The sequence below is a fragment of the Massilia sp. DJPM01 genome, from assembly GCF_030348125.1.
In the GTDB taxonomy this organism is placed as follows: Bacteria; Pseudomonadota; Gammaproteobacteria; order Burkholderiales; family Burkholderiaceae_D; genus Telluria_A; species Telluria_A frigida.
The window spans coordinates 15865-39556 of the sequence record NZ_JAQOZV010000053.1 but is presented as its reverse complement, the minus strand read 5'-3'; the positions used below and the strand labels follow the sequence as shown (position 1 = coordinate 39556).

The 23692-nt window shown below is 64.9% G+C and carries 23 protein-coding genes; 7 read left to right on the top strand and 16 right to left on the bottom strand.

Going from position 1 to position 23692, the window contains the following annotated elements; genetic code table 11:
• Positions 1 to 5: 5 nt before the first annotated feature.
• Positions 6 to 2222 carry a S9 family peptidase gene (locus tag PO883_RS26675; RefSeq protein WP_289312449.1) on the top strand — a complete coding sequence of 739 codons (2217 nt, stop codon included), beginning with the start codon at positions 6 to 8 and terminating at the stop codon, positions 2220 to 2222.
• A gap of 70 nt (positions 2223 to 2292) precedes the next feature.
• Here PO883_RS26675 and PO883_RS26670 read toward each other — a convergent pair whose 3' ends face one another.
• From PO883_RS26670 to PO883_RS26645, 6 genes are all read right to left on the bottom strand, one after another.
• Positions 2293 to 2472 (bottom strand): CsbD family protein, encoded by a 180-nt coding sequence (locus tag PO883_RS26670; protein WP_099874789.1) that lies wholly within the window; start codon positions 2470 to 2472, stop codon positions 2293 to 2295.
• Positions 2473 to 2813: 341 nt separating this feature from the next.
• Positions 2814 to 2996: a CsbD family protein gene (locus PO883_RS26665; RefSeq protein ID WP_289312448.1), complete on the bottom strand. Its 183-nt coding sequence runs from the start codon at positions 2994 to 2996 to the stop codon at positions 2814 to 2816.
• Positions 2997 to 3103: 107 nt separating this feature from the next.
• Positions 3104 to 3727: a bifunctional 2-polyprenyl-6-hydroxyphenol methylase/3-demethylubiquinol 3-O-methyltransferase UbiG gene (locus PO883_RS26660; RefSeq protein ID WP_289312447.1), complete on the bottom strand. Its 624-nt coding sequence runs from the start codon at positions 3725 to 3727 to the stop codon at positions 3104 to 3106.
• Positions 3728 to 3740: 13 nt separating this feature from the next.
• Positions 3741 to 5789: a M13 family metallopeptidase gene (locus PO883_RS26655; RefSeq protein ID WP_289312446.1), complete on the bottom strand. Its 2049-nt coding sequence runs from the start codon at positions 5787 to 5789 to the stop codon at positions 3741 to 3743.
• A 20-nt stretch (positions 5790 to 5809) separates the two neighbouring features.
• Positions 5810 to 8434 carry a M1 family metallopeptidase gene (locus PO883_RS26650; protein ID WP_289312445.1) on the bottom strand — a complete coding sequence of 875 codons (2625 nt, stop codon included), beginning with the start codon at positions 8432 to 8434 and terminating at the stop codon, positions 5810 to 5812.
• 174 nt (positions 8435 to 8608) lie between these two features.
• Positions 8609 to 9247 carry a hydrolase gene (locus PO883_RS26645; protein ID WP_289312444.1) on the bottom strand — a complete coding sequence of 213 codons (639 nt, stop codon included), beginning with the start codon at positions 9245 to 9247 and terminating at the stop codon, positions 8609 to 8611.
• A 168-nt stretch (positions 9248 to 9415) separates the two neighbouring features.
• Here PO883_RS26645 and PO883_RS26640 point away from each other — a divergent pair, with 168 nt between their 5' ends.
• The 3 genes from PO883_RS26640 to PO883_RS26630 all read left to right on the top strand — a co-directional run bounded on the left by PO883_RS26640 (position 9416) and on the right by PO883_RS26630 (position 11623).
• Complete coding sequence (locus PO883_RS26640) at positions 9416 to 10321, top strand: LysR family transcriptional regulator (protein ID WP_289312443.1); 906 nt, start codon at positions 9416 to 9418, stop codon at positions 10319 to 10321.
• A gap of 82 nt (positions 10322 to 10403) precedes the next feature.
• A complete protein-coding gene (locus PO883_RS26635) occupies positions 10404 to 11231 on the top strand; it encodes an HDOD domain-containing protein (RefSeq protein WP_289312442.1) in 828 nt (275 codons plus the stop codon).
• Positions 11232 to 11344: 113 nt separating this feature from the next.
• The gene (locus PO883_RS26630; RefSeq protein ID WP_289312441.1) at positions 11345 to 11623 is read left to right on the top strand and encodes a flagellar protein FliT; all 279 of its coding nucleotides are present in this window, start codon (positions 11345 to 11347) and stop codon (positions 11621 to 11623) included.
• 204 nt (positions 11624 to 11827) lie between these two features.
• On the opposite strand, the gene PO883_RS26625 is transcribed toward PO883_RS26630, so the two are convergent.
• Together PO883_RS26625 and PO883_RS26620 are read right to left on the bottom strand one after the other, a co-directional pair.
• The gene (locus PO883_RS26625; RefSeq protein WP_289312440.1) at positions 11828 to 13048 is read right to left on the bottom strand and encodes an aminotransferase class I/II-fold pyridoxal phosphate-dependent enzyme; all 1221 of its coding nucleotides are present in this window, start codon (positions 13046 to 13048) and stop codon (positions 11828 to 11830) included.
• 359 nt (positions 13049 to 13407) lie between these two features.
• Positions 13408 to 14460, bottom strand: a complete 1053-nt coding sequence (locus PO883_RS26620) for a hypothetical protein (protein ID WP_289312439.1) — start codon at positions 14458 to 14460, stop codon at positions 13408 to 13410.
• Between the two features lie 118 nt (positions 14461 to 14578).
• On the opposite strand from PO883_RS26620, the gene fumC reads away from it, so the two are divergent.
• From fumC to PO883_RS26605, 3 genes are all read left to right on the top strand, one after another.
• On the top strand, positions 14579 to 15970 hold the full coding sequence (gene fumC / locus PO883_RS26615; protein WP_289312438.1) for a class II fumarate hydratase: 1392 nt from the start codon (positions 14579 to 14581) through the stop codon (positions 15968 to 15970).
• A gap of 85 nt (positions 15971 to 16055) precedes the next feature.
• Positions 16056 to 16289, top strand: coding sequence for an RNA-binding S4 domain-containing protein (locus tag PO883_RS26610; protein ID WP_289312437.1), 234 nt, complete (start codon positions 16056 to 16058; stop codon positions 16287 to 16289).
• Between the two features lie 159 nt (positions 16290 to 16448).
• The gene (locus tag PO883_RS26605) at positions 16449 to 16733 is read left to right on the top strand and encodes a DUF883 family protein (protein ID WP_167091761.1); all 285 of its coding nucleotides are present in this window, start codon (positions 16449 to 16451) and stop codon (positions 16731 to 16733) included.
• Positions 16734 to 16798: 65 nt separating this feature from the next.
• On the opposite strand, the gene PO883_RS26600 is transcribed toward PO883_RS26605, so the two are convergent.
• The 8 genes from PO883_RS26600 to PO883_RS26565 form a co-directional block, all read right to left on the bottom strand.
• Positions 16799 to 17743, bottom strand: a complete 945-nt coding sequence (locus PO883_RS26600) for an NTF2 fold immunity protein (RefSeq protein ID WP_289312436.1) — start codon at positions 17741 to 17743, stop codon at positions 16799 to 16801.
• Between the two features lie 7 nt (positions 17744 to 17750).
• Positions 17751 to 18272 (bottom strand): hypothetical protein, encoded by a 522-nt coding sequence (locus PO883_RS26595; RefSeq protein WP_289312435.1) that lies wholly within the window; start codon positions 18270 to 18272, stop codon positions 17751 to 17753.
• A 112-nt stretch (positions 18273 to 18384) separates the two neighbouring features.
• Positions 18385 to 20049, bottom strand: coding sequence for a DUF692 family multinuclear iron-containing protein (locus tag PO883_RS35220; protein ID WP_289312434.1), 1665 nt, complete (start codon positions 20047 to 20049; stop codon positions 18385 to 18387).
• Positions 20050 to 20052: 3 nt separating this feature from the next.
• Positions 20053 to 20316, bottom strand: coding sequence for a DUF2282 domain-containing protein (locus PO883_RS26585; protein WP_167091752.1), 264 nt, complete (start codon positions 20314 to 20316; stop codon positions 20053 to 20055).
• A gap of 225 nt (positions 20317 to 20541) precedes the next feature.
• Positions 20542 to 20733 carry a YjfB family protein gene (locus tag PO883_RS26580; RefSeq protein ID WP_167091749.1) on the bottom strand — a complete coding sequence of 64 codons (192 nt, stop codon included), beginning with the start codon at positions 20731 to 20733 and terminating at the stop codon, positions 20542 to 20544.
• 58 nt (positions 20734 to 20791) lie between these two features.
• Positions 20792 to 21307, bottom strand: coding sequence for a molybdopterin-guanine dinucleotide biosynthesis protein B (gene mobB / locus PO883_RS26575; RefSeq protein ID WP_289312433.1), 516 nt, complete (start codon positions 21305 to 21307; stop codon positions 20792 to 20794).
• Positions 21308 to 21353: 46 nt separating this feature from the next.
• Positions 21354 to 22046 carry a general secretion pathway protein GspB gene (locus PO883_RS26570; RefSeq protein WP_289312432.1) on the bottom strand — a complete coding sequence of 231 codons (693 nt, stop codon included), beginning with the start codon at positions 22044 to 22046 and terminating at the stop codon, positions 21354 to 21356.
• 1 nt (position 22047) lies between these two features.
• A complete protein-coding gene (locus PO883_RS26565; RefSeq protein ID WP_289312431.1) occupies positions 22048 to 23682 on the bottom strand; it encodes an ExeA family protein in 1635 nt (544 codons plus the stop codon).
• Positions 23683 to 23692 lie beyond the last annotated feature (10 nt).

The window sequence follows — 23692 nt, the reverse complement described above, 5'->3', positions numbered from 1 at the left end:
CATCCATGCGATTTCTTCTCTGCTTTCTCGCCGCATTGTCCAGCGTTCCCGCATCCGCCGAACGCCTGACACTGGACCGTATCCACGCCGACCCGGCGCTGGCGGGGCCTAGCGTGCGCAACCTGCGCGTATCGCCCGATGGCGAACGCGTCACCTACCTGCGCGGACGCCAGGACAACCAGTTCCAGCTCGATCTCTGGGAATTCAACATGAAGGACAAGACCTCGAAACGCCTGGTCGACTCCAAACTGCTGGTTCCCAACGAAAGCCTGTCACCCGAAGAACAGGCCAGGCGCGAGCGCGCGCGCACCGCCAGCCTGACCGGCATCCTCAATTACAGCTGGTCGCCGGACGGCAAGCAGCTGCTGGTGCCGATCGCGGGCGACCTGTATCTGGTCGACGCGGCCAAGCCGCAGGCGGCGCGCAAGGTTGCCACGGGCAACGTGGCCGACCCCAAGATTTCGCCCAAGGGCCGTTACGTCTCCTTCGTGCGCAAGCAGAATTTGTATGTGATCGACCTGGTCTCGGGCCTTGAAAAGCAGCTCACCACCGACGGCGCCGGGACCATCTTCAATGGCGAAGCCGAATTCGTGGCGCAGGAAGAAATGGGCCAGCGCACTGGCTACTACTGGGCGCCCGACGATTCGGCCATCGCCTACAAGCGCTTCGACGAATCGCCGGTGCCGGTGGTGCGGCGCTTCGAGATTTTCGCCGACCGCACCGACGTCGTCGAACAGCGCTACCCGGCCGCGGGCGACGCCAACGTGCTGGTCGACCTGATGATCGTCTCGCCTGTCACCGGCGCGCAGCGCAAGGTCGAGCTGGGCCCGAACCGCGACATTTACCTGGTGCGCGCCGACTGGAGCGCCAACGGCAAGCAGCTGGTGTACCAGTTGCAGTCGCGCGACCAGAAGCGCCTCGACCTGATCTCGGTCGATGCCGCCACCTTGGCGCAGCGCACCCTGCTCACCGAAACCTCCAAGACCTGGGTCAGCATCCATGACGACCTGCGCTTTCTCTCCAAGCGCAATGCCTTCCTATGGGCGTCCGAGCGCAGCGGGCGCAATCACCTGTACCTGTACGACCTCGATGGCAAGCTGCTGCATCCGGTGTCGAGCGGCGAATGGGGCATCGACAACGTGCTGGCGGTCGACGAAAAAGCCGGCCGCGTGTACGTGTCGTCGAATCGCGACGCCGTGATCGACAAGCAGACCTACGCGCTGGCGCTCGACGGCAGCGGCGCCGACAAGCCGGTACGCATCACCAAGGGCGACGGCTGGCACGAAGCGGCGTTCTCGCGCAATGGCGAAGTCTTCGTCGACACCTACTCCGACCCGGCCACCCCGCCGCAGATTTCGATCCGCCGTCCGGATGGCGCGATGGTCGGCTGGTTAGAGAAGAACGAGCTCAATGCGGAGCACCCGTATGCCAAATACAAGGCCGACCACCTGGCCACCGAGTATGGCAGCATCAAGGCCAGCGACGGCCAGACCTTGTACTACTCGATGATCAAGCCGTCCGATTTCAGCGCCGCGAAAAAGTATCCGGTGTACCTGTCGACCTACGGCGGGCCGCATGCGCAGCATGTCTCGCGCAAGTGGGGCAATTACTTCGACCAGTACATGGCGCAGCAGGGCTTCGTGGTATTCCGCCTCGATAACCGCGGCTCGTACCGGCGCGAGCGCGCCTTCACCGATGCGATCTACAATGGACTGGGCAAGCACGAAGTTGAAGACCAGTTGAGCGGCATCGACTGGCTGGGCAAGCAGGGTTTCGTGGACGCCAAGCGGATCGGCGTGTTTGGCTGGAGTTACGGCGGTTTCATGAGCCTGCGTTTGCTGGCGGCGGCGTCCGACAAGATCGCGATGGGCGTGTCGGTGGCGCCGGTGACCGACTGGGCGCTGTACGACACCCACTACACCGAGCGTTATGTGGGCGGCACCCCGAAGGGCCAGGCGGACGCGTACAAGACCAGCGGCGTGTTCGCGCACCTGGACGGGCTCAAGTCGCCGCTGCTGCTGGTGCACGGCATGGCCGACGATAACGTTTTGTTCACCAACAGTACGCGCCTGATCGACGGGCTGGTCAACCGCAACGTGCGTTTCGACCTGATGACCTACCCGGGCGCCAAGCACGGGATCTCATCGCGGCCGGGGCAACGCCACGTGTACGGCACCATCGAAGCGTTCTTCAAGAAGAACCTGGCCGACGCGCCGAAGTAAGCGGCAAAGCGATCGTCCAATAAAAAACAGCCGCGATCAACGCGGCTGTTTTCATATGGAGCGGACCATATTAGTTGGTCGCATCCTTGATGGCTTCCTTGAGGTCGCCGATTTTTTCCTGGGTCTTGCCTTCGAGCTGGTTTTCCAGGCCCTTGGCTTGCTGTTCGGTGCTACCGACCAGTTTGCCAGCTTCTTCCTGAATTTTGCCGCCGATGTCTTGCAGTTTGCCGTTGACTTGATCTTTGTTCATGGTAAGGCTCCTTTAGTGCTCATTGCCAGGTTGGCGATGTAGTGAAGCCATCTTACTGTTGAGCTCAGAATTGATCAGTTCGCTCCCGCACATAAGCAAACAATTAAATATTTCCCAACCGGGGTCTGACCTCTGATTAGCAACAAAAATGTTTCGATTCGGAGGTCTGACCCCGGTTAGGAAAGTTTTTGCCCGGCGCACCCGGCGCAATTGCCAAGATTTTTTCCTGTTTGCATAGAACAATCGAACGGAGCCGGTAAACGGAACCGGGGTCTGACCTCTGATTAGAAATATTTCTAATCAGAGGTCAGACCCCGGTTGTAGGGGGATTCAGCGCTGGATCAGCGGTTTCCTTGATCCTTGAGCACTTCTTTGGCATCACCGAATTTTTCCTGGGCTTTGCCTTCGACTTGCTTCGACAAGCCCTTGGCTTGCTGTTCGCTGCTGCCGACCACTTTGCCGACTTGTTCCTGAATCTTGCCGCCGATGTCTTTCGCTTTGCCTTTTACTTGGTCCTTGTTCATTTTCGCTACCTCATATGGTGAGTGAAACTGCGGGCGCACTGCCTTGTGCGACGGACCCAGAATAGGACATTCCGTTCAACCGTTCCGTTCGCTACCTAACCGAAGCGCTATCCCGTCGGCTTGCGCCAGACACTCGCCAGCCACGGCTGCTGTTCGCGCGGCAAGCCATCTGGACGATAGTAATGATGCAGCGGGGAAAAGTTGGCTGCGATCATGTATTCCGTCCAGGTCGCGAGGTCGTAGTAGCTGCCGTAGCGCGGGCCGTTCCAACCTTCCTGGTTGTTGCCGCGCGGGTTGGAACTGAACAGCACGCCGCCCGGTTTCAGCGCCGCGTACAGCCGGTCCAGCACCTCGGGCAGCGCCCGGCTCGGCACGTGGAACAGCACCGCGTTGGCATACACGCCATCGAACAGCCCGGCCGGCAGGTCGAGGTGCACGAAGTCCTGCTGCCACACCTCGCAGCCGCTGTAGGCGCGCGCCATGGCCGCGAATTCGCCCGACCCATCGAGGCCGATGGCGCGGTGGCCAAGGGCGCTGAAGGTCTTGAGGTCCCGACCCGGGCCGCAGCCCAGGTCGAGCAAGGTGTACGGCGCCTCCCCTTCGATGGCGTCCAGCAGCGCCGCGATGTTCTGGCTGACGTCGTGGTCCACCGTACCGCGAAAGAACTGCTCGGCGCTGCTGTCGTAGTGAGCCAGGGTGCGGCGCGTGATGGCGTCGATCTCCTCGCTCATGGCATGCGCCTTCCTACCATACCTTCACGCGCTCGGCCGGCGCCAGGTACAGGGCCTGGCCGGGCTTGACGTCGAAGGCCTTGTACCACGGCTCGAGATTGCGCACGATGGCGGTACGGTATTCGGCCGGCGCGTGGCCATCGGTCAGCACGCGCTGGCGCGCAGCCGCTTCGCGCACCTTGGTCTGCCAGGCATGCGCGTAGCCGAGGAAGAACTGCTGGTCGGCGTCGGCCGGCGCGGCCTGTCCCAGCGAGGTTTTATACGCATCGTACGCCGCCGCCACGCCGGCCAGGTCGGCCAGGTTTTCGCTCAGCGTCAGCTGGCCGTTGACCGCCAGGTCGGGGAACGGCTTGTAGGCGCTGAACTGCGCCACCAGCTTGTCGGCGGCGCCTTTGAAGTGGGCCATGTCTTCCTTGGTCCACCAGTCGCGCAGGCGTCCCTGGGCGTCGAACTGCGCGCCCTGGTCGTCGAAGCTGTGGCTGATTTCGTGGCCGATGATGGAGCCGATGGCGCCGTAGTTTTCACCATCGGAGGCCTTGGGATCGAAGAACGGCGGTTGCAGGATCGCGGCCGGGAAGTTCATGGCGTTTTGCAGCGGCAGGTTGACCGCGTTGACCAGTTGCGGCGGCATCGCCCACGCTGTGCGGTCGACCTTTTGCTTGAGCAGCGCGAGCTGCTGCGCGTAGTGGAACTGTTCGGCGCGCACGGCGTTGCCGAGCGCATCGCCCGGCACGACCTTCAGGCCCGCGTACGAGCGCCAGCGGTCCGGATAGGCCACGCCGACGTACATGGTCTTGAGCTTTTCCTGCGCCTGGGCGCGCGTGGCCGGGGCCATCCAGTCCAGCTGGTCGATGCGCTTGCTGAAGGCGGCGATGATGTTGCCGACCATTTTCTGCACGCGCGCCTTGTTCTCGGCCGGGAAGTGGCGGTCGACGTACAGGTGGCCGACCGCTTCGTCGAGCGCATCGTTGGTGGCGGCCAGCGCGCGCTTCCAGCGCAGCGACTGCTGCGGCGTGCCGCTCAGGGCCTTGCCGGAAAATTCGAAACGCTGGTCGGCGAATGCCTTCGGCAGGGTCGGCGCGAAGTGGTTCACCTGGTGGAAGGCGAGGAAGTCTTTCCAGGTCGCGACGTCGGTGCTGTCGACCAGCGCGGCCGCGCCTTTCACGGCGCCCGGATGCCAGACGATGAAGTGCTGCGCACCGGACAGGCCGGCGCTCTTGAAGAACGCGGTCCAGTCCATGCCCGGGGCCTTGGCGGCAAAGTCCTTGAGGGTCCAGCTGTTGTTGGCCTTGAGGACGTCGGCCGAATCTTCGCGGCTGGCGTGCGACTGGGCGATCTTCATTTCGAGATCGAACACCCTGGCCGCGCGCGCGTCGGCGTCGGCATAGCCGGCCAGCTTGAGCATGGCGCCGATGTGCTGCTTGTACTTGGTGCGCAACTCGGCCATGCGCGGGCTGTCGGTCAGGTAGTAGGCGCGGTCGGGCATGCCCAGGCCACCCTGCAGCAGGTAGGGGGTGTTGCGGACCGGGTCGTTCAGGCCCTGCGCGACCCACAGGCCGAACAGGTTCTCGGTGAAGAAGTTGGTGGCGTTGAGCGGGTCGACGTCGGCGCGCAGCGAGGCGCCCAGCGCGCGCACCAGCTGCGCCTTGTCCTTGATGGCGTCGATCCTGGCCAGCAGCGGCTTGAGCGGGGCCGTGCCCTTGGCTTCGATGGCCGCTTCGTCCATGAAGGTGTTGTAGAAATCGGCAACCTGGCGCGCCTCGCCCTTGGCCTTCTTGTTGGCCGAGATTTCTTCGATCAGCTTGACGATGCGCGCATTGCTGCTTTCGGCCATGCCGGCAAAGGCGCCCCAGCTGCTGCGGTCCGCCGGGATCTCGGTCTTGGCGAGCCAGTCGCCGTTGGCGTAGGCGAAGAAGTCGTCGCCCGGCAGCACCGGGGCGGTCATGGCCTTGGCGGCAGGGGCGCCATCCTGGCCGGCGCCGTGGGCCGGGGCAAAGGCCAGCGAGGCGCCGCACAGGGCGACACTGAGGGCGGTCTTGATCGGGGTCCAGTTGGTTTTCATGCGGTTCCTTGATGCGGTGTTTATTTGAGCGCCGCGCGCACTTGCGGCAGCAAACGGGTTTTCTGGGCGGCGCGGGTGCGAATGGCATTGGCCACGCGTTGTGCTTCGACCTGGGCATCGGGGCCGAAGTTCTGCTTCACGTAGGCTTCCATCATGTCCGCGTGGACCGGATTGGAGGAGGACGATACCACGCTCGGGAAAAAGCGGTTCTGGCCAATCGATTCCTGGTCCTTGAGCAGTGCGGCGCGGTTGGCGGTGGCGAAAGACCACGCCAGTTCGACGTGTTCGCCGCGCGCCACCGCCGACACCAGGGTCGAGGTCAGCTGGGCCGGCAAGTCGGGCGAGAGCGCCATGGCCAGGGTGCGCCGGGCCAGCGCCGGGTCGCGCGCCAGCGCCATGGAGCGCGCGTAACGGTTGCGCTCTTCGTCGGTCTGGGCTTGCGCCACGCGGCTGGCCAGGGCGTCGTAGGTGGCGGCGTCGCCATAGCGGCCGGCCACGCGCATGACGAAGTCGATCATCGATGGCGGCACGCTGGCCGGATCAAGCAGGAAGCGCGCGAAGCGGGCGCGCCCTTCGGCGATCACGGCCGGGTCGCCGATCTTGGCCAGCGCGCCGGCCAGCAGGGCGCGCAATTGGCGCTCTTCGGTCGATTCGCCCGCTTTGTCGTCCCAGCCCAGGCGCGCGAACTTGGGTCCGGCCAGCCCGGTGATGTAGCGCCGCACCAGCGCGCGTTCCGGTTCGCCTTCGGCCAGGGTGTCGAGCGTGGCCAGGTTGTCGAGCATGGCACTCCATACCGCCAGGCGCGGTTCGTCGGCGTAGGCAGAGACCAGCTTGAGGTAGCTATCGAGCTGCAAACGGTCGGCCTGCACCAGGCTCCAGGTGTCGCCCAGCAGTTTGAGGCGGGTGGTGTCGGGCAGCTTGGCGGCCTGCCCCGCCAGCGCGTCGAAGCCGGCCTTGTCGTACTGGACGCGGAAGTAGCCGACGCTGGCCGGGTCGATCACCAGCGCGCCGTCGCACGAGGCTTGCATGACCGTGCTGCTGGCACCCGAGAGCAAGGCGTAACTGGCCTTGCCGCCCACGGTGCCCACTTGGACCGGCACGTTCCACAGGCGTTTTTCGGTGGCCGGTTCGTCGAGGCGGAACTGTTCCTGCGACAGCGTGACCTTGCGCTTGCCGTTTTCGCAGCTTTGTTCGACCTTGAGCAGAGGGAAGCCGGGCTGGGTGGTCCAGTCGGAGGCCAGTTTTTCGACCGGTTTGCCGGAGGCTTTTTCAAGCGCGGACCAGAGGTCGGCGGTGGTGGTGTTGCCATACTGGTGCTTGGCCATGTAGGCGCGGATGCCCTTGCGGAAGGGCTCCTCGCCCAGGTAAGCCTCCAGCATGCGCAAGAAGGCCTGGCCCTTGGCGTAGGTGATCGAGTCGAAGGCGTCGGCGGCCTGCGCTTCGGTCAGCACCGGGGTCTGGATCGGGTGCGTGGTCTTGCGCGCGTCCAGGTTCATGACGCTTTCGCGCTCGGCCAGGGCGCCCAGTTGCACCCGCCACTCGGGATGGAAATGGTCGGTGGCCTTGGTCGCCATCCAGGAGGCGAAGCCTTCGTTGAGCCACAGGTTATCCCACCAGCCCATGGTCACCAGGTTGCCGAACCACTGGTGCGCCACTTCGTGGGCATTGATGCCGAACGAGTTCTGGCGCACGTTGTCGGGGCTCTTTTTGGGGTCGACCAGCAGGGTCGATTCGTTATAGACGATGCCGCCCCAGTTTTCCATGGCGCCGTTAAAGCCGCCGGGGATGGCAATCTGGTCCAGCTTGGGCAGCGGGTAGGGCTGGCCGAAGTACTTATTGTAGTAGCGCAGCAGGTCCTTGGTGGCGGCCAGTGCGTAGGCGGCCGATTCCTGCTTGCCTTCGGTGGTGACGATGCCGATGTCGACCCCGTCCTGCCTGGCGCTGACCCGTTCCAGTTCGCCCGCGACCAGCACCACCAGGTAGCTCGACATCTTGGGCGTGACGCCGAAGTGGAAGCGCTGCAGGCCGCCGTCGAGCTTTTCCTGGCGTTCGAGCGGGGTGTTGGAGTAGGCCTTGAAGCTGGCCGGCAGGTCGACGGTGAGCTTGAAGGCGGCGCGGAAGGCCGGTTCGTCCCAGGTCGGCAGCATGCGGCGCGTATCGGTCGGCTCCATGTTGGTGGCGATCATGGTGCGCGATGCGCTGCCGGCCTTGTACTTCATGTGGAACATGCCGCGCGCTTCGCGGTTGATGGTGCCATGGAACTTGAGGGCCAGGTTGTAGCGGCCCGGTTCGAGCGGCTGCGCCAGCGCGAAGCTGAGCGTTTCCTGTTCCTTGTCGATCTTGGGTACCAGTTTCAGGGAGCCGATGTTCTTGCCCGACAGGCTGGCGGCGTCGATCTCGAGGTCGACGGCGTTGAGCATGATCAGGGAAGTCGGCTTGAGCACTTCGATTTCGACCGTCTCGGAACCGAGGAAGGTATTCGCGGCCAGGTCGGGAATCAGATGGGCGGCGTATTGCACCGGGACAATATCCTTGGGCAGCTTGCCCGGCGTGGCGGCGAACGAATACGGGGCTTCGGCGTGGGCGGCAAAAGCGGTGCAGGCCAGCGCGGTGGCGGCCAGAAGTCTGGCTTTCAATAATGTCATGTGTTTTCTCTCTTCATGGCGGCGCCAGGAACGGCGCGACTTCCCAGCCTGCACTCTAATCGAGCGCAGGGCGAAACGTACACCAAATGCGACCAACTGCACAATAGGCCGCCAGAGTGCCGAAATCCGGACATTGCCTTGCCGCCCAGGGCCGCGCCATGTCCGGGTCGGGCGTCAAGCCTTGTCGTACGAGAATTGAATGCCTGCCGTGCCGCCGGTTTCGACAAACAAGTCGATGAAGGCGGGAACCGTGTCATGGCGGGCCCAGTCGCGCTGCAATTCGCAGAACATCTGCACCACGCTGATCATGTTGCCGCCCGCCTGTTCGATGCGGCGCAGTGCCGCCTCGTGCGCCGCGCCCGAGGTGCCGCCGACGGCATCGACCACGACATAGACTTCATAGCCGTCACGCAAAGCGTCCAGCGCCGGAAAGGTCAGGCAAGCCTCGGTCCAGAGCGCCGTCATGATCAGTTTCTTGCGGCCGGTGGCTTTCACGGCGGCCTGGAATTCGACATCTTCCCACGAATTGATGGTGGTGCGGTCATAGGTTGGAATACCTTCGAGCACCTTGCGCAACTGGGGAATCGGCGGCTTGTTCAAGCCGGTCTTGACGTTGACCGTCGAGTGCACGATCGGCAGGCCGTAGGCGATGGCCGCCTTCGACACGCCGACAATATTGTTGATCAGGAGCTGGCGGTCCATCGAGGCGATCGAATTGACCTGCACCGGCTGGTAGTCGATCACGATCAAGGCCGAATTTTGCGGGGTCAGCAGATGGTCCTTGCTGGCGTCCCGGATGGTTTCACTGGTCATGCTAAGTCCTTTGAATGGCACATAAAAATGGAGGCGCCGTCGGGCTGCGGCACGTTGGTCGACGTACCTGGCCCGATGGCGGACCCGCATCGTAGTCTTTACGCGGTTGCGCCGCCAGACGCCGGAATCTATACTCAGCGTCCTACCAATGGAACACTGGACACCGGCGTGCAAGACCTGAACGATCTGTTTTACTTTGTGCAGGTGGTCGAACATGAAGGGTTCGCGCCGGCCAGCCGGGCGATCGGTGTTCCGAAATCCAAGCTGAGCAGGCGGATTTGCATCCTCGAAGAGCATCTCGGGGTGCGCCTGCTGCAGCGCTCGACCCGCCAGTTTTCAGTCACCGAAATCGGCAAGAGTTATTTTTTCCATTGCAAGGCGATGCTGGTCGAAGCCCAGGCCGCCCAGGAAGCCGTGGACCGGACCCGGGCCGAGCCGAGCGGCGTGGTGCGCATCGCTTGCCCGATCGCGCTGCTGCATGTGCGGGTCGGGCCGATGCTGGCCCAGTTCATGGTCGAGCATCCCATGGTCACCCTGCACCTGGAAGCGAGCAACCGGCGGGTCGACGTGGTGGCCGAGGGCACCGACATCGCGATCCGGGTGCGCGTGCCGCCGCTCCAGGACAGCGACCTGGTGATGAAAGTGCTGAGCACGCGGCGCTGGTGTGTCGCGGCCAGCCCGGATTTCCTGGCACGCCATCCGGCCTTGCACGCGCCTGCGGAGCTAAGCGGCGTGCCGACCCTGGACTGGGGCGGTCCCGTGGCGCAGCACACCTGGCACCTGGACGGACCCGATGGCGCGGTGGCGAGCATCCGCCACACGCCGCGCCTGGTCACCGACGACATGCTCGCGCTGCGCGCTGCGGCGGTGGCGGGAGTGGGAGTGGTGCAACTGCCCCTGATGATGATCACGGAAGAACTCAGGCAGGGTTCGCTGGTCATCCTGATGCCGGACTGGATTCCCAAAGGCGGGATCATTCACGCCGTGTATTCGTCGCGGCGCTGGCTGCGCCCCGCCGTGCGCACCCTGATCGACTTTCTGGCCATCCGTTTCGAACAGCTCGACGAAGCGTGAGCGGCGGCCAGGGGCGCGGTGGTGGCGTGCCCGCAGGAATCGCTATATAGTCCTCCCTGCCCCGCATCGACCAGGAGACACGATGACCCTTGAAGCCCTGCTGCAAAATCCGAACGCCCTGCCCTCCGCGCCCAAAGTGGTGGCGGAACTGATCAGCAGTTTCGACGATCCGGATGTGGCGGTCGAAGAGATCGCGCGCAAGCTCTCGCTCGACCCGGTGCTGAGCGCCAAGCTGCTGCGCCTGGCCAATTCGGCCTACTATCACGTCTCGCGCCGGATCGGCAACGTGGGCGACGCGGTGCGCATGCTCGGTTTCGTGACCGTGCGCACCCTGGTGATCAGTTCCGGCCTGGTGGGCAGCTTCAAGACCGTGCCGGGCCTGGACCTGAAGCGCTTCTGGCGCTACAGCCTGCACACGGCGGTGGCGGCCAAGTGGATCGCCAAGCAGATCGGCGCCAATACCGACCTGGCGTTCACGATCGGGATGATGCACGGGATCGGGCAACTGGTGATGCATGCGGGCGTGGCGCAGCAGGCGCGCGAGCTGGACCAGACGGTCGGACCATACGAACATGGCCGCATCGCCGCCGAAAAAGCCCTGTTCGGCTACGATTTCACCGAGGTGGGGGCGGAACTGGCGGCACGCTGGAAGTTTCCCGACCTGTTTCACCAGACCTTGCGCCACGTCGGCGATCCGACCCCGGAGTCGCCTTCGTACCGGATGGCGGCGGTGATTCACCTGGCCGTGCTGCGCGCGCGCTACGAAGAGCGCCAGCCGAACGACGCGGAACTGGCGGCCTGTTTCACGCCGGCGCTGGCGACCGGACTGGGCGTGCCGCCCGATGCCTTGTTCGCCGGCATTCCGCCGCTGGGCGAGCTGAGCGGCGGGCTGGAAGAGCTTATCAATTAAGCAAGTCAGAAATATTTTTGGTTTTTTTGAAAAAAGGCCTAAAGTTCCGCCCAATCCCGACGTTATGGAAGGACACGCGGTAATCTTTATAAATTTTTTGGCCAGGTGAGCGCATGACCTCCAACGACGTTCTCTCGATGTACGAAAATATTGCTGGCCTGACTGGCAAGATGGCGGTCGCGGCAAAAGCGGGCGACTGGAATGGCCTGGCCAAGCTGGAAACGCAGTGCGCGCAGCAGGCGTCGGCGACCAAGACCGGCGTGCCGGCACTGGATGGCGCTCCGCGCATGCGCAAGATCGATCTGCTCAAGCAGATCATGGCCAATGACCGCGCCGTGCGCGAGATTACCGAGCCGTGGCAGTTGTCGGACGTGATGTGCGCAACGCACTGAGCCAGTTACACGATGTGAATGAAAGCGCCTGAGGGCGCTTTTTTGTTGGCGGGGTCCTGACGCCACCTCCGTCGTTCCCGCCACCACCTCCGTCGTTCCTGCCACCACCTCCGTCGTTCCCGCCACCACCTCCGTCGGTTCTGGCAATGCCAGAGACGACGAACTGGCGGGAACAACCGGGATACGGGAACAACGAGGGGCTAATCAGCCGGCCACGGCTAATTTCAGCGCCAATGCAATCCCCTCCGCCGCCTGGGTAATCTCCGGCAGCGACGGAAAACTCGGCGCGATCCGGATATGGCTATCCTCGGGATCGACCCCGTACGGATACGCGGCGCCCGCCGGCGTGAGCGTAATCCCGGCTTCCTTGGCCAGCGCGATGGTCCTCTTCGCGGCACCCGGCGGCGTCACCAGATCGATGAAATACCCGCCCTTCGGCACCGTCCACGACACCCCGGCCACCGCGCCCAGATGCGCGCTGAACTGCGCCAGCACCGCGTCGAACTTGGGCTTGAGCAGCGCCGCGTGGCGCGTCATCAGCGCTTCCACCGTCGCCGCATCCTTGAGCAGGCGCACGTGGCGCAGCTGGTTGATCTTGTCCGGGCCGATGCTGCGGATGCCCGCATGCTTCGTCCACCAGGCGATATTGGCCGGTGACGATGCCAGCGCGGCAATCCCCGATCCGGCCCAGCTCACCTTCGACGTCGATGCGAACACGATCGCCCGGTCCGGATGGCCGGCACTGGCGCATTCGGCGATGATCTCGGCAATGCGCACGTTCTCGTCCGTCAGATGGTGGAAGCGATAGGCGTCGTCCCACATCAGGCGAAAGTCGGGGGCGGCCGTTGGCATGGCGGCCAGGCGGCGCACCACCTCGTCCGAATACACGGTGCCCGACGGGTTGCTGTACTTGGGCACGCACCACATGCCCTTGATGCTGGCATCGTTCGCCACGAGCCGCTCGACGATGTCCATGTCCGGCCCGTCGTCGTTGAGCGGCACGTTGATCATCTTGATGCCGCGCGCTTCGCAAATCGAAAAATGACGGTCGTAGCCGGGCACCGGGCACAAAAACACCGCTTGCTGGCCGACCCAGGGCTGGCCGCCCGGCACGCCGTTCAAGAGGGCGTACACGATTACATCATGCATCAGCGACAGGCTGGCGCTGCTGTCGACCACCACCTGCGCGGCCGGCACACCGAGCAAGCCGCCGAACAGCGCGCGCGCTTCCGGCAGGCCGACGCCGAGGCCGTAGTTGCGGGCGTCGGTGCCGTCGGCCGCAGTAAAGCCGGGCAGAGCGTCGAGCAAATCGTTGGAGAGGTCGAGTTGTTCCGGGGCCGGTTTGCCGCGTGACATGTCGAGCTTGAGTCCGCGTTGCAGGAACAGGTCGTATTGCGCTTGCGCTGAGTGTGTTGCCGTCGTCATGAGCTTGCTTTCGGTGATGGGATCACCGAAGAGTATAGCGTGAAGGCAAATCGATCGCTGGGGGAGGGGAGAATTCTGGAGAGCGAGCACCAGGTATCTCCTGGTGTCGCCTCTTGCCGGTTGCATCCGGCGTCCGCAAGCGCATCGTTGGCTGGCGGACCGCTTCCGGGGACAGGCGTTTCTTCAACGATTATCTGCTTGCCGCGCCACGCTATCGTTGGTGGCTGCGCCAGATCCTGGGCCCGTTTGTGCAGTCCCGCAGGACCACGGAAACAAGTATAACGCAGTTCTCCGACTTGTGTAGACGACTTCGTGCGTGGGCGGATCTTTTTTACAACATTTTGCTAAATACAATGAAATCAGCCCGCGCCGGGCTCGCCATGCGCGACCGCCGCGGGCGCTTTCGGCTTGCGTTTGAAGCGCGCGGCCAGCTTGGCCAGCATGCCCGTCGCCGGTGCGGCCGGTGCGGCCGGCGCGGCGGCCTCGGCGGGAAGCGCGGCCTTGCGCTTGCGACGGCGCAGCAGGAACCAGACCGCCAGGCCGATCACGATCAGGGCGCCGGCCGCGCCGCCGATCAGCATCCAGGGCAGCTCCTCCCCTTTCTTGGCTGCTGCGGCATTCTTTTTGGCCAGGGCGGCGCGCGACAGGACCGGCGCCGGCGTACTGGCCGCTTCGCTGTGGCTGCTCGGCGCCGCGCCCTTGTTGTCGGTGGCCAGTTGCAGCAGTTTGACCTTTTCTTCCAGTTCAACAATCTTGGCTGTCAGTACGCCGTTCTTGTGATCGAGCGCGGCGCAGAGTTTGATTTGTTCATCGCTGAATGGCTGGGGACAGGAAGCCGGCGCCGATGGCAGCTGCAATACCCGTACCGGGCGCGGCGCCGCCGGAGCGATGACGGCGGGTTCCGCGCGCACGGTTCGCACGGTTCGCGCGGGTGCCGGTGCGGGTGCGGGTGCGGGTAGCGGCGCTGGCGCGGAAACTGGTGGCGGCGGGGCCGGCTGCGGATCCGGGCTCAGCCACAAGGTGGCGGCACGCACTTCGCGCTTGCCGCCTTCGCCCAGCGTCAGGAACAGGTGCACATAATCGCCCTCGACCGGCTTGACCGAGGTTATGTGCAGAAACTGGCGGCCGTCGCGCCGCATCACCGACAGGGTCAGGTTCGACAGCACCGGATGCATGCGCACATTGGCGCCGCGCCACACGTCCGGATCGGCCAGCCGTACCTGGACGCTGGCGCCGGACTCGCCCAGCGAGGTCAGTTCGATGTCGGCCACCAGCGGCTGCCCGCTGTACGAGCGCACCTGGACCTCGCCCAGCTCGGCCGCGTGGACGCAGGCCAGCGCGCCGCCCAGGGCCAGGGCCAGGAACAGGGTAATGCCGGACCGGACCAGCCGGAGGATTCCTGAATGGTGCATATATGGTAATGTTGCTCAGCTAATGATGGCGGACGCAGTGAAATCTGTAGCCCTGCCGTAATTAACGTACGCTGATATAAACTTCTTTAACCCCAGTCCCAAATAAACAGGTAGCTAAATGGAAACAAGAATCGAAAAGGACAGTTTTGGCCCGATCGCGGTGCCGGCACAGCGCTTGTGGGGCGCGCAGACGCAGCGCTCGCTGGAGCACTTCGCCATTTCAAGCGAACGCATGGCGCCCGAGCTGGTGGCCGCGCTGGCCCAGGTCAAGCGCGCCGCCGCCGCCGTCAACCGCTCGCTCGGCCTGCTGCCTGCGGACAAGGCGGACGCCATCGTCAAGGCGGCCGACGAGGTGCTCGACGGGCGCCATCCGGGCGAATTCCCGCTGGTGGTATGGCAGACCGGTTCCGGCACGCAAAGCAATATGAACATGAACGAGGTGCTGGCCAACCGCGCTTCCGAACTCACCGGCGGCGCGCGCGGCGAAGGCCGCCTGCTGCACCCGAACGACCATGTGAACATGGGCCAGTCGTCGAACGATATCTTTCCGACCGCAATGCACGTGGCGGCGGCCCAGGCCGTGGTGCAGTCGCTGCTGCCGGCCCTGGCGCGCCTGCGCGGCACCCTGGAAGTCAAGGCGCGCGACTTCGCCGACATCGTCAAGATCGGCCGCACCCACTTGCAGGATGCCACGCCCTTGACGCTCGGCCAGGAATTCTCGGGCTACGTGGCGCAGCTGGAATACTCGGAACATGCGATCAAGTCCACCCTGCCCGGCCTGCTGCAACTGGCCGCCGGCGGCACGGCGGTCGGCACCGGCTTGAATGCCCACCCCGATTTCGCGGCCCGCATCGCGGCCGAAATCGGTTCGCGCACGGCCATCAGCTTCAAGACCGCGCCCAACAAGTTCGCCGCCCTGGCCGGGCACGACGCGCTGGTCGGCACCCACGGCGCCCTGAAAACCCTGGCCACGGCACTGATGAAAATCGCCAACGACGTGCGCTGGATGGCCTCCGGCCCGCGCTCGGGCCTGGGCGAAATCAGCATTCCCGAAAACGAGCCGGGCAGCTCGATCATGCCGGGCAAGGTCAATCCGACCCAGTGCGAGGCGCTGACCATGCTGTGCTGCCAGGTATTTGGCAATGATGTCGCCATTACCATGGGTGGCGCCTCGGGCAACTTCGAGCTGAACGTGTTCAAGCCGATGATCGCCCACAACTTCCTGCAAAGCGCGCGCCTGCTGGCCGATGGCATGCGTTCCTTCAACGAACACTGCGCCCACGGCATCGAGCCGAACCGCGAACGGATCGGCGAGCTGATGGAGCGCTCGCTGATGCTGGTGACGGCGCTGGCGCCGCACATCGGCTACGACCGCGCGGCCCAGATCGCCAAGAAGGCGCAGCACGAAGGCACCACCCTGAAACAGGCGGCGCTGGCGCTCGGTTTTGTCACAGAACAACAGTTCCAGGACTGGATCGTGCCGCTCGACATGACCCGGCCCGGACTGTGATGGCGGCGCGGCGCGTGGGACGTTGACGCGCCGCGCCGATCCCGCCACACTGCGGTTCTTACATACTTTTTTAGGACGAGCAGGAATGCAGAAAGTCACTTTTGACCTGGCAGGCGAGTTCGTCGAACTGAACCAGTTACTCAAATTGTCGGGCCTGTGCGACAGCGGCGGCGCCGGCAAGAACCTGGTCGCCACGGGCGTGGTATCGGTCGACGGCAAGAAGGAATTGCGCAAGACCGCCAAGATCCGCGATGGCCAGGTGGTCGGCATCGGCGACATCCGCATCAGCGTCCGCAGCCATGGGACGGATGGCGCCTGATTGCGCTGGCGCAGAATAAACACCTTGTAATCGGGCAATATTAGAAATATGCTGAGCAGAGACAAGCTGCGGCGCGGAGCTGATTGCGACGCGACAAACACGAAAACTCTTGCTTTGTTTATATTCTTAGACGTGATTAACCGATTCAAGGTGGCCGCCATGGATAACCCTGAAGAAAACCAGCAAACCCAAGACCGACTGATCGGCGACCTGCGTCTCGTGATCGAAAATGCGGAGGAATTGCTGAAGAACACGGATCAGTACACCAGCGTGTTATACCGCAGTGCCCGCGCCAAGCTGGCGCTGGCACTGAACGCGGCCACCGAAGAACTCGCCAGGTTCGAGGATGAGCAGCTCGGGCGCATGATCGAAGCAAGCCATGCCGCCAACGCCGACCACGCCGATCTGTCCGGCGAAGCGCGCATCATGCGCGCCTTCCAATAAGCACGGCAGCGGCGCCTGTTCCCTACGCCGCTGGTTCCGCCCGCCGCTGCGCCTGCTGCGCGCGGCTACAAATACGCCGTGGTCCACCCGTCGAACAACTGTTGCTTGTGATCGAGCCGCCAGGCGCTGCCCTTTTTCAGCAGCAGGAAGCGGCTTTGCTGACCCGAATGGTCCCTGGCATAGACGCACGCCTTGCGCGTCGACAGCCATTCCACGTCGAGCAAGGTGTGCCGCTGGTATTCGGGCGGGCTGCTGAAGCTGAGCGCGTGCGGACGGCCGAATGTGCGCTCCTTTGGCGTGCAGAAACGATCGAAGATGGCGGCGCAGGCCGGCTGGCGCCACTCCTCCGTGTCCGGCGTTTCCTTGAGATCGAGCGCGAGCTGGGTTTCCCAGGCGCTGATCGCCTCCCAGAAGCCATGCAGCACGTCCAGCAACGCCTGCGCTTCGCCGGCCGCCGGCACGAAACCGGGCGGGGTGCGGCTGGCGAGGCGGCGCTGTTCGCGCAGGAAAGCGTCGGCCAGGTCCGGCCCGAACGCCTTGTCGATGCCGGGCCGCACGGTTGGATGGATTGCCAGCGCAAGCATGCCATCGGGCGTGAGCGCACTGCCCTGCAGGTCCACGTGGGACAGGCGCGGGATGGCGGCAATGTGGCGCACGCAGGCGTCGTCGGCCTTGGTGCAGCGCAGCGACAGGTGACGCAAGCTGGCATGCCCGGCAAACGCTGCCAGGCCCGAGCCGGTGATGCCGGTATGGTCGAGGACCAGCCAGTTCAGGGCGGGAACGCGGGCGATCGCGGGCAGCGCGGCGTCGGTCACGGCGCTGGCGGCTAGCCACAGGCGTTCCAGCTTGGGCAGCGCGCACAGGGCTTGCACGGCGTCGTCGCCGATCGCGCAACCGGTGAAGGTCAGGCCGCGAATCGAGGGCTTGCTGAGCAGGAAGGCAATATCCTCGGCGCTGAAGGAGCGCTCCTTGAAGTCAAGAAAACGCGGGCGCGCGGGGACGTCCAGCATGCCCGCCTCAGGCGCAGGCAATATTCGAGGCGCGTTCCCGCTCCCACGCTTCTTGCCAGGTGATGGCGCCCGGCTGGTCGAACCAGCCGTGAAGATAGGCCGCAATCTCGGCCGCTTGCGGTACCGGCGAGCTTGCCAGGAACGCCAGGGTCTGGTCCAGCCCGGCACCGACAAAATACTCGGCGCCCATGGAACTTCCCACATCCATATTGATGTACTTGGCTTCCCATAAGGCCAGGGTATCGCGCGCATCGCCCACACGGTAGAGCAGGAAGGCGCACTGGTAGATGCCTTCGTAGTAATTCATGTCGTCCTGCACGATTTCTTCGGATATCCAGGTGCGGAACTTCACTTCTTCCGCCAGCATCTGGGTCAGCAAGACGTGGAACGGCGCCGCTGGCTCATCGACCAGGCGCTTGTAGATCGCGCGCCGCGCTTCCGGGGAGAGCAGCACGGTCCCCACCACGGTGGTCACGGTATTGCCATTGCTCAGGTATTCGTCGATTGCTTGATCAGCGCTCATGGACATGGATAAAATCGATATAAAGGATGATTATAGCTTGAGTAAAACGCAAGCCTTCCGGCGTGCGCACGGGCGCGGGAAAAATCCGCCCGTTCCGCACAGCGGGAAAGCGGCCGCTTCAGCCCGGCGGCGCCAGCAGGATGCCCAGCGCGACCCACTGCGCCAGATGCGCGCCGATGTCGAACTGCTCATCGAGGGCGAAGGCGGCGTCGAGCGCCTCGCCCATTGTATAGCCGCCCGCCAGCGCGGCGAGCGCGCCAGCGTGCGCCGGGGTCAGCGCCACCAGTTCGGTCTTCCAGCGCGGGCGTGCCACCAGAGCTGCGCTGGGGTAATTCATGGCTGAAGGAAAATCGACGCCGCTGTCCGGCTGGTGCGCCTGCCACAGCGGCACCACCGCCCAGCTTGACGCGATCAGGCTGCAAGCCGGATGGAGCGTGTAGCGCGCATCCTCGAAGGCTTCGGGGCTCAGGGTCGCCAGGGCGGCGGCGCCGATGGGGTCGGCGTCCGGCGCGTAATGGGCGCGGTGCAAGGCCCATTCGAGGCGCGCCATGTCGGGCAGGTAAGGATAATCGGCGATGTGGGGAAAACCGTCCAGGAAGCGGGCGAATCCGGCGCCGAAGCGGTTCAGGTCGGCGTCGAGCGAGGGCTGGGCCATGCCGTACGCGCGCGTGAGTCCGCCGAAAAATTCCTCGCCGACCAACTGGCGCAGCACTGGACAGGCCGCCGCCAGGGTTTTGTTCCAGGTCACCGTCAGGTTGCCGCGATACAGGCCGAAGCGGTGGGCATTGGCCTCGCCCTTGAACTGCGCCAGCGCGGCGCCCTCCCCGGCGCGGTCGAACAGGGCCGCCGCGAAGCGCTGCTGGGTGCCAGCCAGGGCGTCCGAGGCCAGCGGGCGGGCGGGCCGGCCGCGCCAGGGGTTGGCGGCGTGCGGCAGCGGATAAGCGCTGGCGATGTCCTGCGCGCGGCGCGCCTCGCCCAGCAGCACCTCGAGCGCGGGCACGTCGGTATCCCATTCGACCAGGGTCGGCAAGCGTCCGAAACGCGCCAGCGCCGCCTGGTACAGCGTCCAGACCGGCTCGGCCACCACGTCGCCATGGTGGTCGATCACGGCCTGCGGCGTCACCAAGTGGCCGGCCAGGTGGATTTCACCCACGCTGCCGGGGGCGATGGCCGCGATCGCCGCCAGCGCATCTTCGCCGTGGTTGCACTGGTTGACGTAGAGATTGTTCACATCGAGCAGCAGCGCGCAGCCTGTACGGCTGGCCAGCTCGGCCATGAATTCTGCCTCGCTCATCGCATCGTCGTGAAAACGCACGTAAGTGGAGACATTTTCCAGCAAAATACGCCGATGCAGGCGATCCTGCACTTGCTCGACACGCTGGCACAGCAGGTCGAGCGCGGTCTGGGTAAGCGGCATCGGCAGCAGGTCGTTGAGCTGGCGGTCGGCCACGGCGCCCCAGCACAGGTGCTCGGACACGAGCATGGGCTCGACCCGTTCGACCAGGGCGCAGACGCGTTCAAGATGGGAAGCTGAAAAACCGCGCGCCGAGCCCAGTCCAAGCCCGACGCCGTGCAGGCTGATGGGATAATCGCGGCGCAGTTCGCGCAGCACATGCCAGTCCCAGCCCGCGCGGTCGAGAAAGTTCTCGGTATGCACCTCCAGCCAGCCGACCGCCGGACGCTGTTCGAGAAACTGACGGTAATGCGGGGCGCGCAAGCCGACGCCGGTGCCCGGCGCGGCGGGACCGGATGGAAGAGCGGCCGGTAAGTCCCCGCCTGTCACGACTTACTTGCCGGAAAGCTTGCCGCCGGCTTTTTCGCAAGTGCCCTTGGCCACGTATTTCCACTCTTCCGGGGCTTTGTCGACACTGGCCTGGCCCGAGCAGGAATGCGAGCCGTTGGCGCTGGCACAATCGTTCTGGCCGGCCTTGGCGATGCCGTAGCACTTCTCTTTCTCAGCCTTGTCGACCGGATCGTGCGCGGCCGCGCCGTTGGATACCGCGTACACGCCGGCAAGGGCGGCGGCGATCAGGGCTTGACGTTTGTTCATCGTAAATCTCCTTGGAAATGGTGAAGTGAACCAGGAATTGCCAGGTCGGAGGCGATTGTAAAGCCCAGCCGCCCGATTACCCGGCGCGCTTTTCAGTTCCTTACAACTTTCCCCCTGACGCCGGCAATTTTAACGTAAAAAAAACCCGGCGCCTCCTTTGACGGGAGGACTCCGGGCGATGCACGGCCAGTCCAGGCAGCGGCGCCCTCGCGGGCACGGGCGCACTCAGGCGGTCGTATTGATGGTATTGCCGAGATTCGATGGCAAGCGCTGGGGCGTCGGCAGCGCGTCGATCAGCTGGGCGGCGACCTGGCCTTGCATCTGTTGCGCTTTTTTCAAGACGGCGTAGCCGACTTCCTGCTTGATGCCTGTCTCGGCCATGCTGCTTGACAGTGAGGCGATTCCTGAAACATCCATGAGAGTTCTCCCGTGTTAATGGCTATCACGAATGGTAACGGCCGCACTGGCCAGGACTTTAGGCTTGCGGCGAATTAATTCTGTCCTTGAGCCAGGCCAGCACCGCCGCCGGCGCGTTCAGGTCGAGCCAAGTCACATCATCGGGCAGATCATCGGGCCGCGGCCCATCCGATGCCACGGCGACAATATGCGGATCGTTCGGATACAGCGCCGGATGGCCGAGCGAGGGCCGCTGCACTTCCAGCTTGGGAATGGCTTCCCATTTATAGCCTTCGACCAGGGTCAGGTCGGCCTGGCCCAGCAGCGCCAGCTGTTCAGCCAGGGTCGGTTCGGGTTCGCCGCGCAGTTCGCGGATGACGGCCACGCGAAACGGCGAGGCGATCATCACCTGCGCCGCCCCGGCCGTGCGCAGGCGCGCGCTATCCTTGTGGGGCGGTTCGAGCATCACGTCGTGGTGGCTGTGCTTGACGACATTGATGCGCAGGCCGTCGGCCGCCAGCTGGCGGACCAGCACTTCCAGCAAGGTCGTTTTGCCGCTGCCCGACCAGCCGATCACACCAAGTAGATTGTGCATGCGCGGCCTTTCCGCCGTAAAGTGAGTCCGCCATTATACAAAGGCATCAATACGGATGGCGGTAGCGCTCGCCCTTGTATTTCATGACAGCCGCCTTGGGCAACAACTTTTCAAGAACCAGGCCGGGCGCCACTTCCTCGCCTTCGCGCCGCAGTACCTTGTCGATGAGCAAGAGCCGGTCGGCCGGATTCTTCGAGTAAATGTAGCCGCCGACCGCGATCGCTGGAATTTCGTGCTGCAAGGCTTCGGGCAGCTCGCGCAGGGTGCGCAGTTTCTCGTCGGGCGCTGTCGGCGCCGTGTCGGCCTTGGCCAGCTCGGTTTTCACGGCTGCGGGCATGGCTGGCTCGGGCTTCTTGACGCGCTCGGGCTTGGCGGCAGGCTCCGCCACGGCGACCTTGACCGGTTCAGGCTTGCGCGGCGGCGCTTCCGCCACCGCCACGGGCACCGGTTCGGGAGCCGGAGCCGGCGCGGGAGCCGGAGCGGGCGCAGAAGCAGCAGGCACGGGCGCGGGCGCGGCGGCCTGCACCACGGGCGCCGGTGTGGCCGGCTGGCGCCAGACAACCATGGCGGCGGCTGCGGCGCCCAAGGCCAGCAGCGCCAGCCCGATCACCAGCGGCCTGGCGCCGTTGCCCTCGCGCTCAATTTCGCCGGCATGGAGCGGCACCGCATGGATGGTCGGCGCGCTGCCAAGCTGGCGCTCGGCCTGGGCTTTTTTAAGTGCTTCGAGAATATACGACATCTTATGGTTTCCCCGTTGCGGCGGCGGCCAGCAGGCGCGGCTCGGCCACGCCGGTCAGCTGGTTCAGGCGCATGTAGGTGCGCGGACCGGCCACGCCGTCCGCCTTGAGGTTCTGCCGGGTCTGGAAGGTGCGCAGCAATTCCACCGTCTGGCCGCTCAGCGGCCGGTCGGCCGCGGGCGGCACCAGCCCGTTGATCTTGGCCAGGCGCGAAGCAATCCAGTCGACGTCGGCGCCCTGCTCGCCGGTGCTGACCTGGTCGCGGTAGTAGCGCGGCATCACCCACAGGGTCACGAAGCTGCCGTCCGAACGGGTGGCGAGCGCGCCGATGTCGATCTTCTGCTGCTTGCCATCGACATCCAGGCGCGCGTGGGAATCGTCCATGCCGGTCAGTAGCGCGTAGCTCACCTGCGCGCCGTCGCGCAGGGTGAGGATGGCCGGACGGTCGAGCAGGCGCAATTCGTACAGCCCGCCCTTGCCCTGATGGCAGCGCAGGTTCAGTTTCAAGGCCTCCTCGCAGGTGGCGCCGGCCGCCAGGGCCACGCCCCACAGCGCCGCCAGGGCGCGCAGCGCCGGCGCCTCGCTGGCGTGCGCCAGCGGCGCAACGGCAACCCGTGGCGCGGGCGCCGCCTGCACCGCGCGCGATTGCGGCGCGGCGGCCAGCACCGTGGCCGCCAGCGCCGCCGGGGCGGCCGCCTGCGGCTCGACCGAGGCGGGCGGACGCATCTGCCACGCGGCGGCCGCGCTGAGCACGGCCCCGGCCAGCACCCCGGCCGCGATGACCGGCCAGCGCTTTTTCGGCGCGGGCGGCTTGGCGCCGCCGGAAAACACTTCGCTGCCGGCGCGGCGCAGGATAAGGCGCGTCACTTCGCGGCTGTTTTCGACGTAGGCGCCCAGCAGCGCGCGGTCGCACAGCAGGTTGATGCGGCGCGGCACGCCCTGGGATAAATGGAAAACCTGCGGCATCACCGAACGCGGGAAGGGCCGCGAGGAACCGCCGCCCGCCACCGCCAGCCGGTGCGCGATGTAGCTGGCGGTTTCCGCTTCCGTGAGGGAACCCAGGTGATAGCGCGCGATCACGCGCTGGGCCAGCTGTTCGAGTTCGGGCCGGGCCAGGATCGCGCGCAGCTCCGGCTGGCCGATCAGGATGATCTGCAGCAGCTTGCGCTCGCTCGTTTCCAGGTTGGTCAGCAGGCGCAGCTGTTCGAGCACGTCGGCCGACAGGTTCTGGGCCTCGTCGATGATCAGCACATTGTTCTTGCCCTGCGCGTGACTGGCCAGCAGGTAGCGGTTGATGGCGTCGACATAGCTCTTGACGCTGACCGCCCCAGCCGGCGCCGGCGGCAGGTCGATGCGGAATTCATCGCAGATCGACAGCAGCAGCTCTTCCACCGTCAGCTTGGGATTGAAGATGTAGGCCAGGCGGCAATCGGCCGGAATCTGCTCGATGAAGCAGCGGCACACGGTGGTCTTGCCGGCACCGATTTCGCCGGTCAGCAGCACGAAGCCGCCGCCGCTGCCGACGCCATACAGCAGGTGCGCCAGCGCTTCGCGGTGGCGCTCGCTCATGTACAGGTAGCGCGGGTCGGGGGCGATCGAGAACGGTGATTGCTTCAGGCTGAAGAATTGCTTATACATGGATTCCCTG

Bases quoted from the DNA above. Each gene is read 5' to 3' on its own strand.
- PO883_RS26675 (WP_289312449.1), top strand. From the start codon at position 6: ATGCGATTTCTTCTCTGCTTTCTCGCCGCATTGTCCAGCGTTCCCGCA.
- PO883_RS26670 (WP_099874789.1), bottom strand. From the start codon at position 2,472: ATGAACAAAGATCAAGTCAACGGCAAACTGCAAGACATCGGCGGCAAA.
- PO883_RS26665 (WP_289312448.1), bottom strand. From the start codon at position 2,996: ATGAACAAGGACCAAGTAAAAGGCAAAGCGAAAGACATCGGCGGCAAG.
- PO883_RS26660 (WP_289312447.1), bottom strand. From the start codon at position 3,727: ATGAGCGAGGAGATCGACGCCATCACGCGCCGCACCCTGGCTCACTAC.
- PO883_RS26655 (WP_289312446.1), bottom strand. From the start codon at position 5,789: ATGAAAACCAACTGGACCCCGATCAAGACCGCCCTCAGTGTCGCCCTG.
- PO883_RS26650 (WP_289312445.1), bottom strand. From the start codon at position 8,434: ATGACATTATTGAAAGCCAGACTTCTGGCCGCCACCGCGCTGGCCTGC.
- PO883_RS26645 (WP_289312444.1), bottom strand. From the start codon at position 9,247: ATGACCAGTGAAACCATCCGGGACGCCAGCAAGGACCATCTGCTGACC.
- PO883_RS26635 (WP_289312442.1), top strand. From the start codon at position 10,404: ATGACCCTTGAAGCCCTGCTGCAAAATCCGAACGCCCTGCCCTCCGCG.
- PO883_RS26630 (WP_289312441.1), top strand. From the start codon at position 11,345: ATGACCTCCAACGACGTTCTCTCGATGTACGAAAATATTGCTGGCCTG.
- PO883_RS26625 (WP_289312440.1), bottom strand. From the start codon at position 13,048: ATGACGACGGCAACACACTCAGCGCAAGCGCAATACGACCTGTTCCTG.
- PO883_RS26620 (WP_289312439.1), bottom strand. From the start codon at position 14,460: ATGCACCATTCAGGAATCCTCCGGCTGGTCCGGTCCGGCATTACCCTG.
- fumC (WP_289312438.1), top strand. From the start codon at position 14,579: ATGGAAACAAGAATCGAAAAGGACAGTTTTGGCCCGATCGCGGTGCCG.
- PO883_RS26610 (WP_289312437.1), top strand. From the start codon at position 16,056: ATGCAGAAAGTCACTTTTGACCTGGCAGGCGAGTTCGTCGAACTGAAC.
- PO883_RS26605 (WP_167091761.1), top strand. From the start codon at position 16,449: ATGGATAACCCTGAAGAAAACCAGCAAACCCAAGACCGACTGATCGGC.
- PO883_RS26600 (WP_289312436.1), bottom strand. From the start codon at position 17,743: ATGCTGGACGTCCCCGCGCGCCCGCGTTTTCTTGACTTCAAGGAGCGC.
- PO883_RS26595 (WP_289312435.1), bottom strand. From the start codon at position 18,272: ATGTCCATGAGCGCTGATCAAGCAATCGACGAATACCTGAGCAATGGC.
- PO883_RS26585 (WP_167091752.1), bottom strand. From the start codon at position 20,316: ATGAACAAACGTCAAGCCCTGATCGCCGCCGCCCTTGCCGGCGTGTAC.
- PO883_RS26580 (WP_167091749.1), bottom strand. From the start codon at position 20,733: ATGGATGTTTCAGGAATCGCCTCACTGTCAAGCAGCATGGCCGAGACA.
- mobB (WP_289312433.1), bottom strand. From the start codon at position 21,307: ATGCACAATCTACTTGGTGTGATCGGCTGGTCGGGCAGCGGCAAAACG.
- PO883_RS26570 (WP_289312432.1), bottom strand. From the start codon at position 22,046: ATGTCGTATATTCTCGAAGCACTTAAAAAAGCCCAGGCCGAGCGCCAG.
- PO883_RS26565 (WP_289312431.1), bottom strand. From the start codon at position 23,682: ATGTATAAGCAATTCTTCAGCCTGAAGCAATCACCGTTCTCGATCGCC.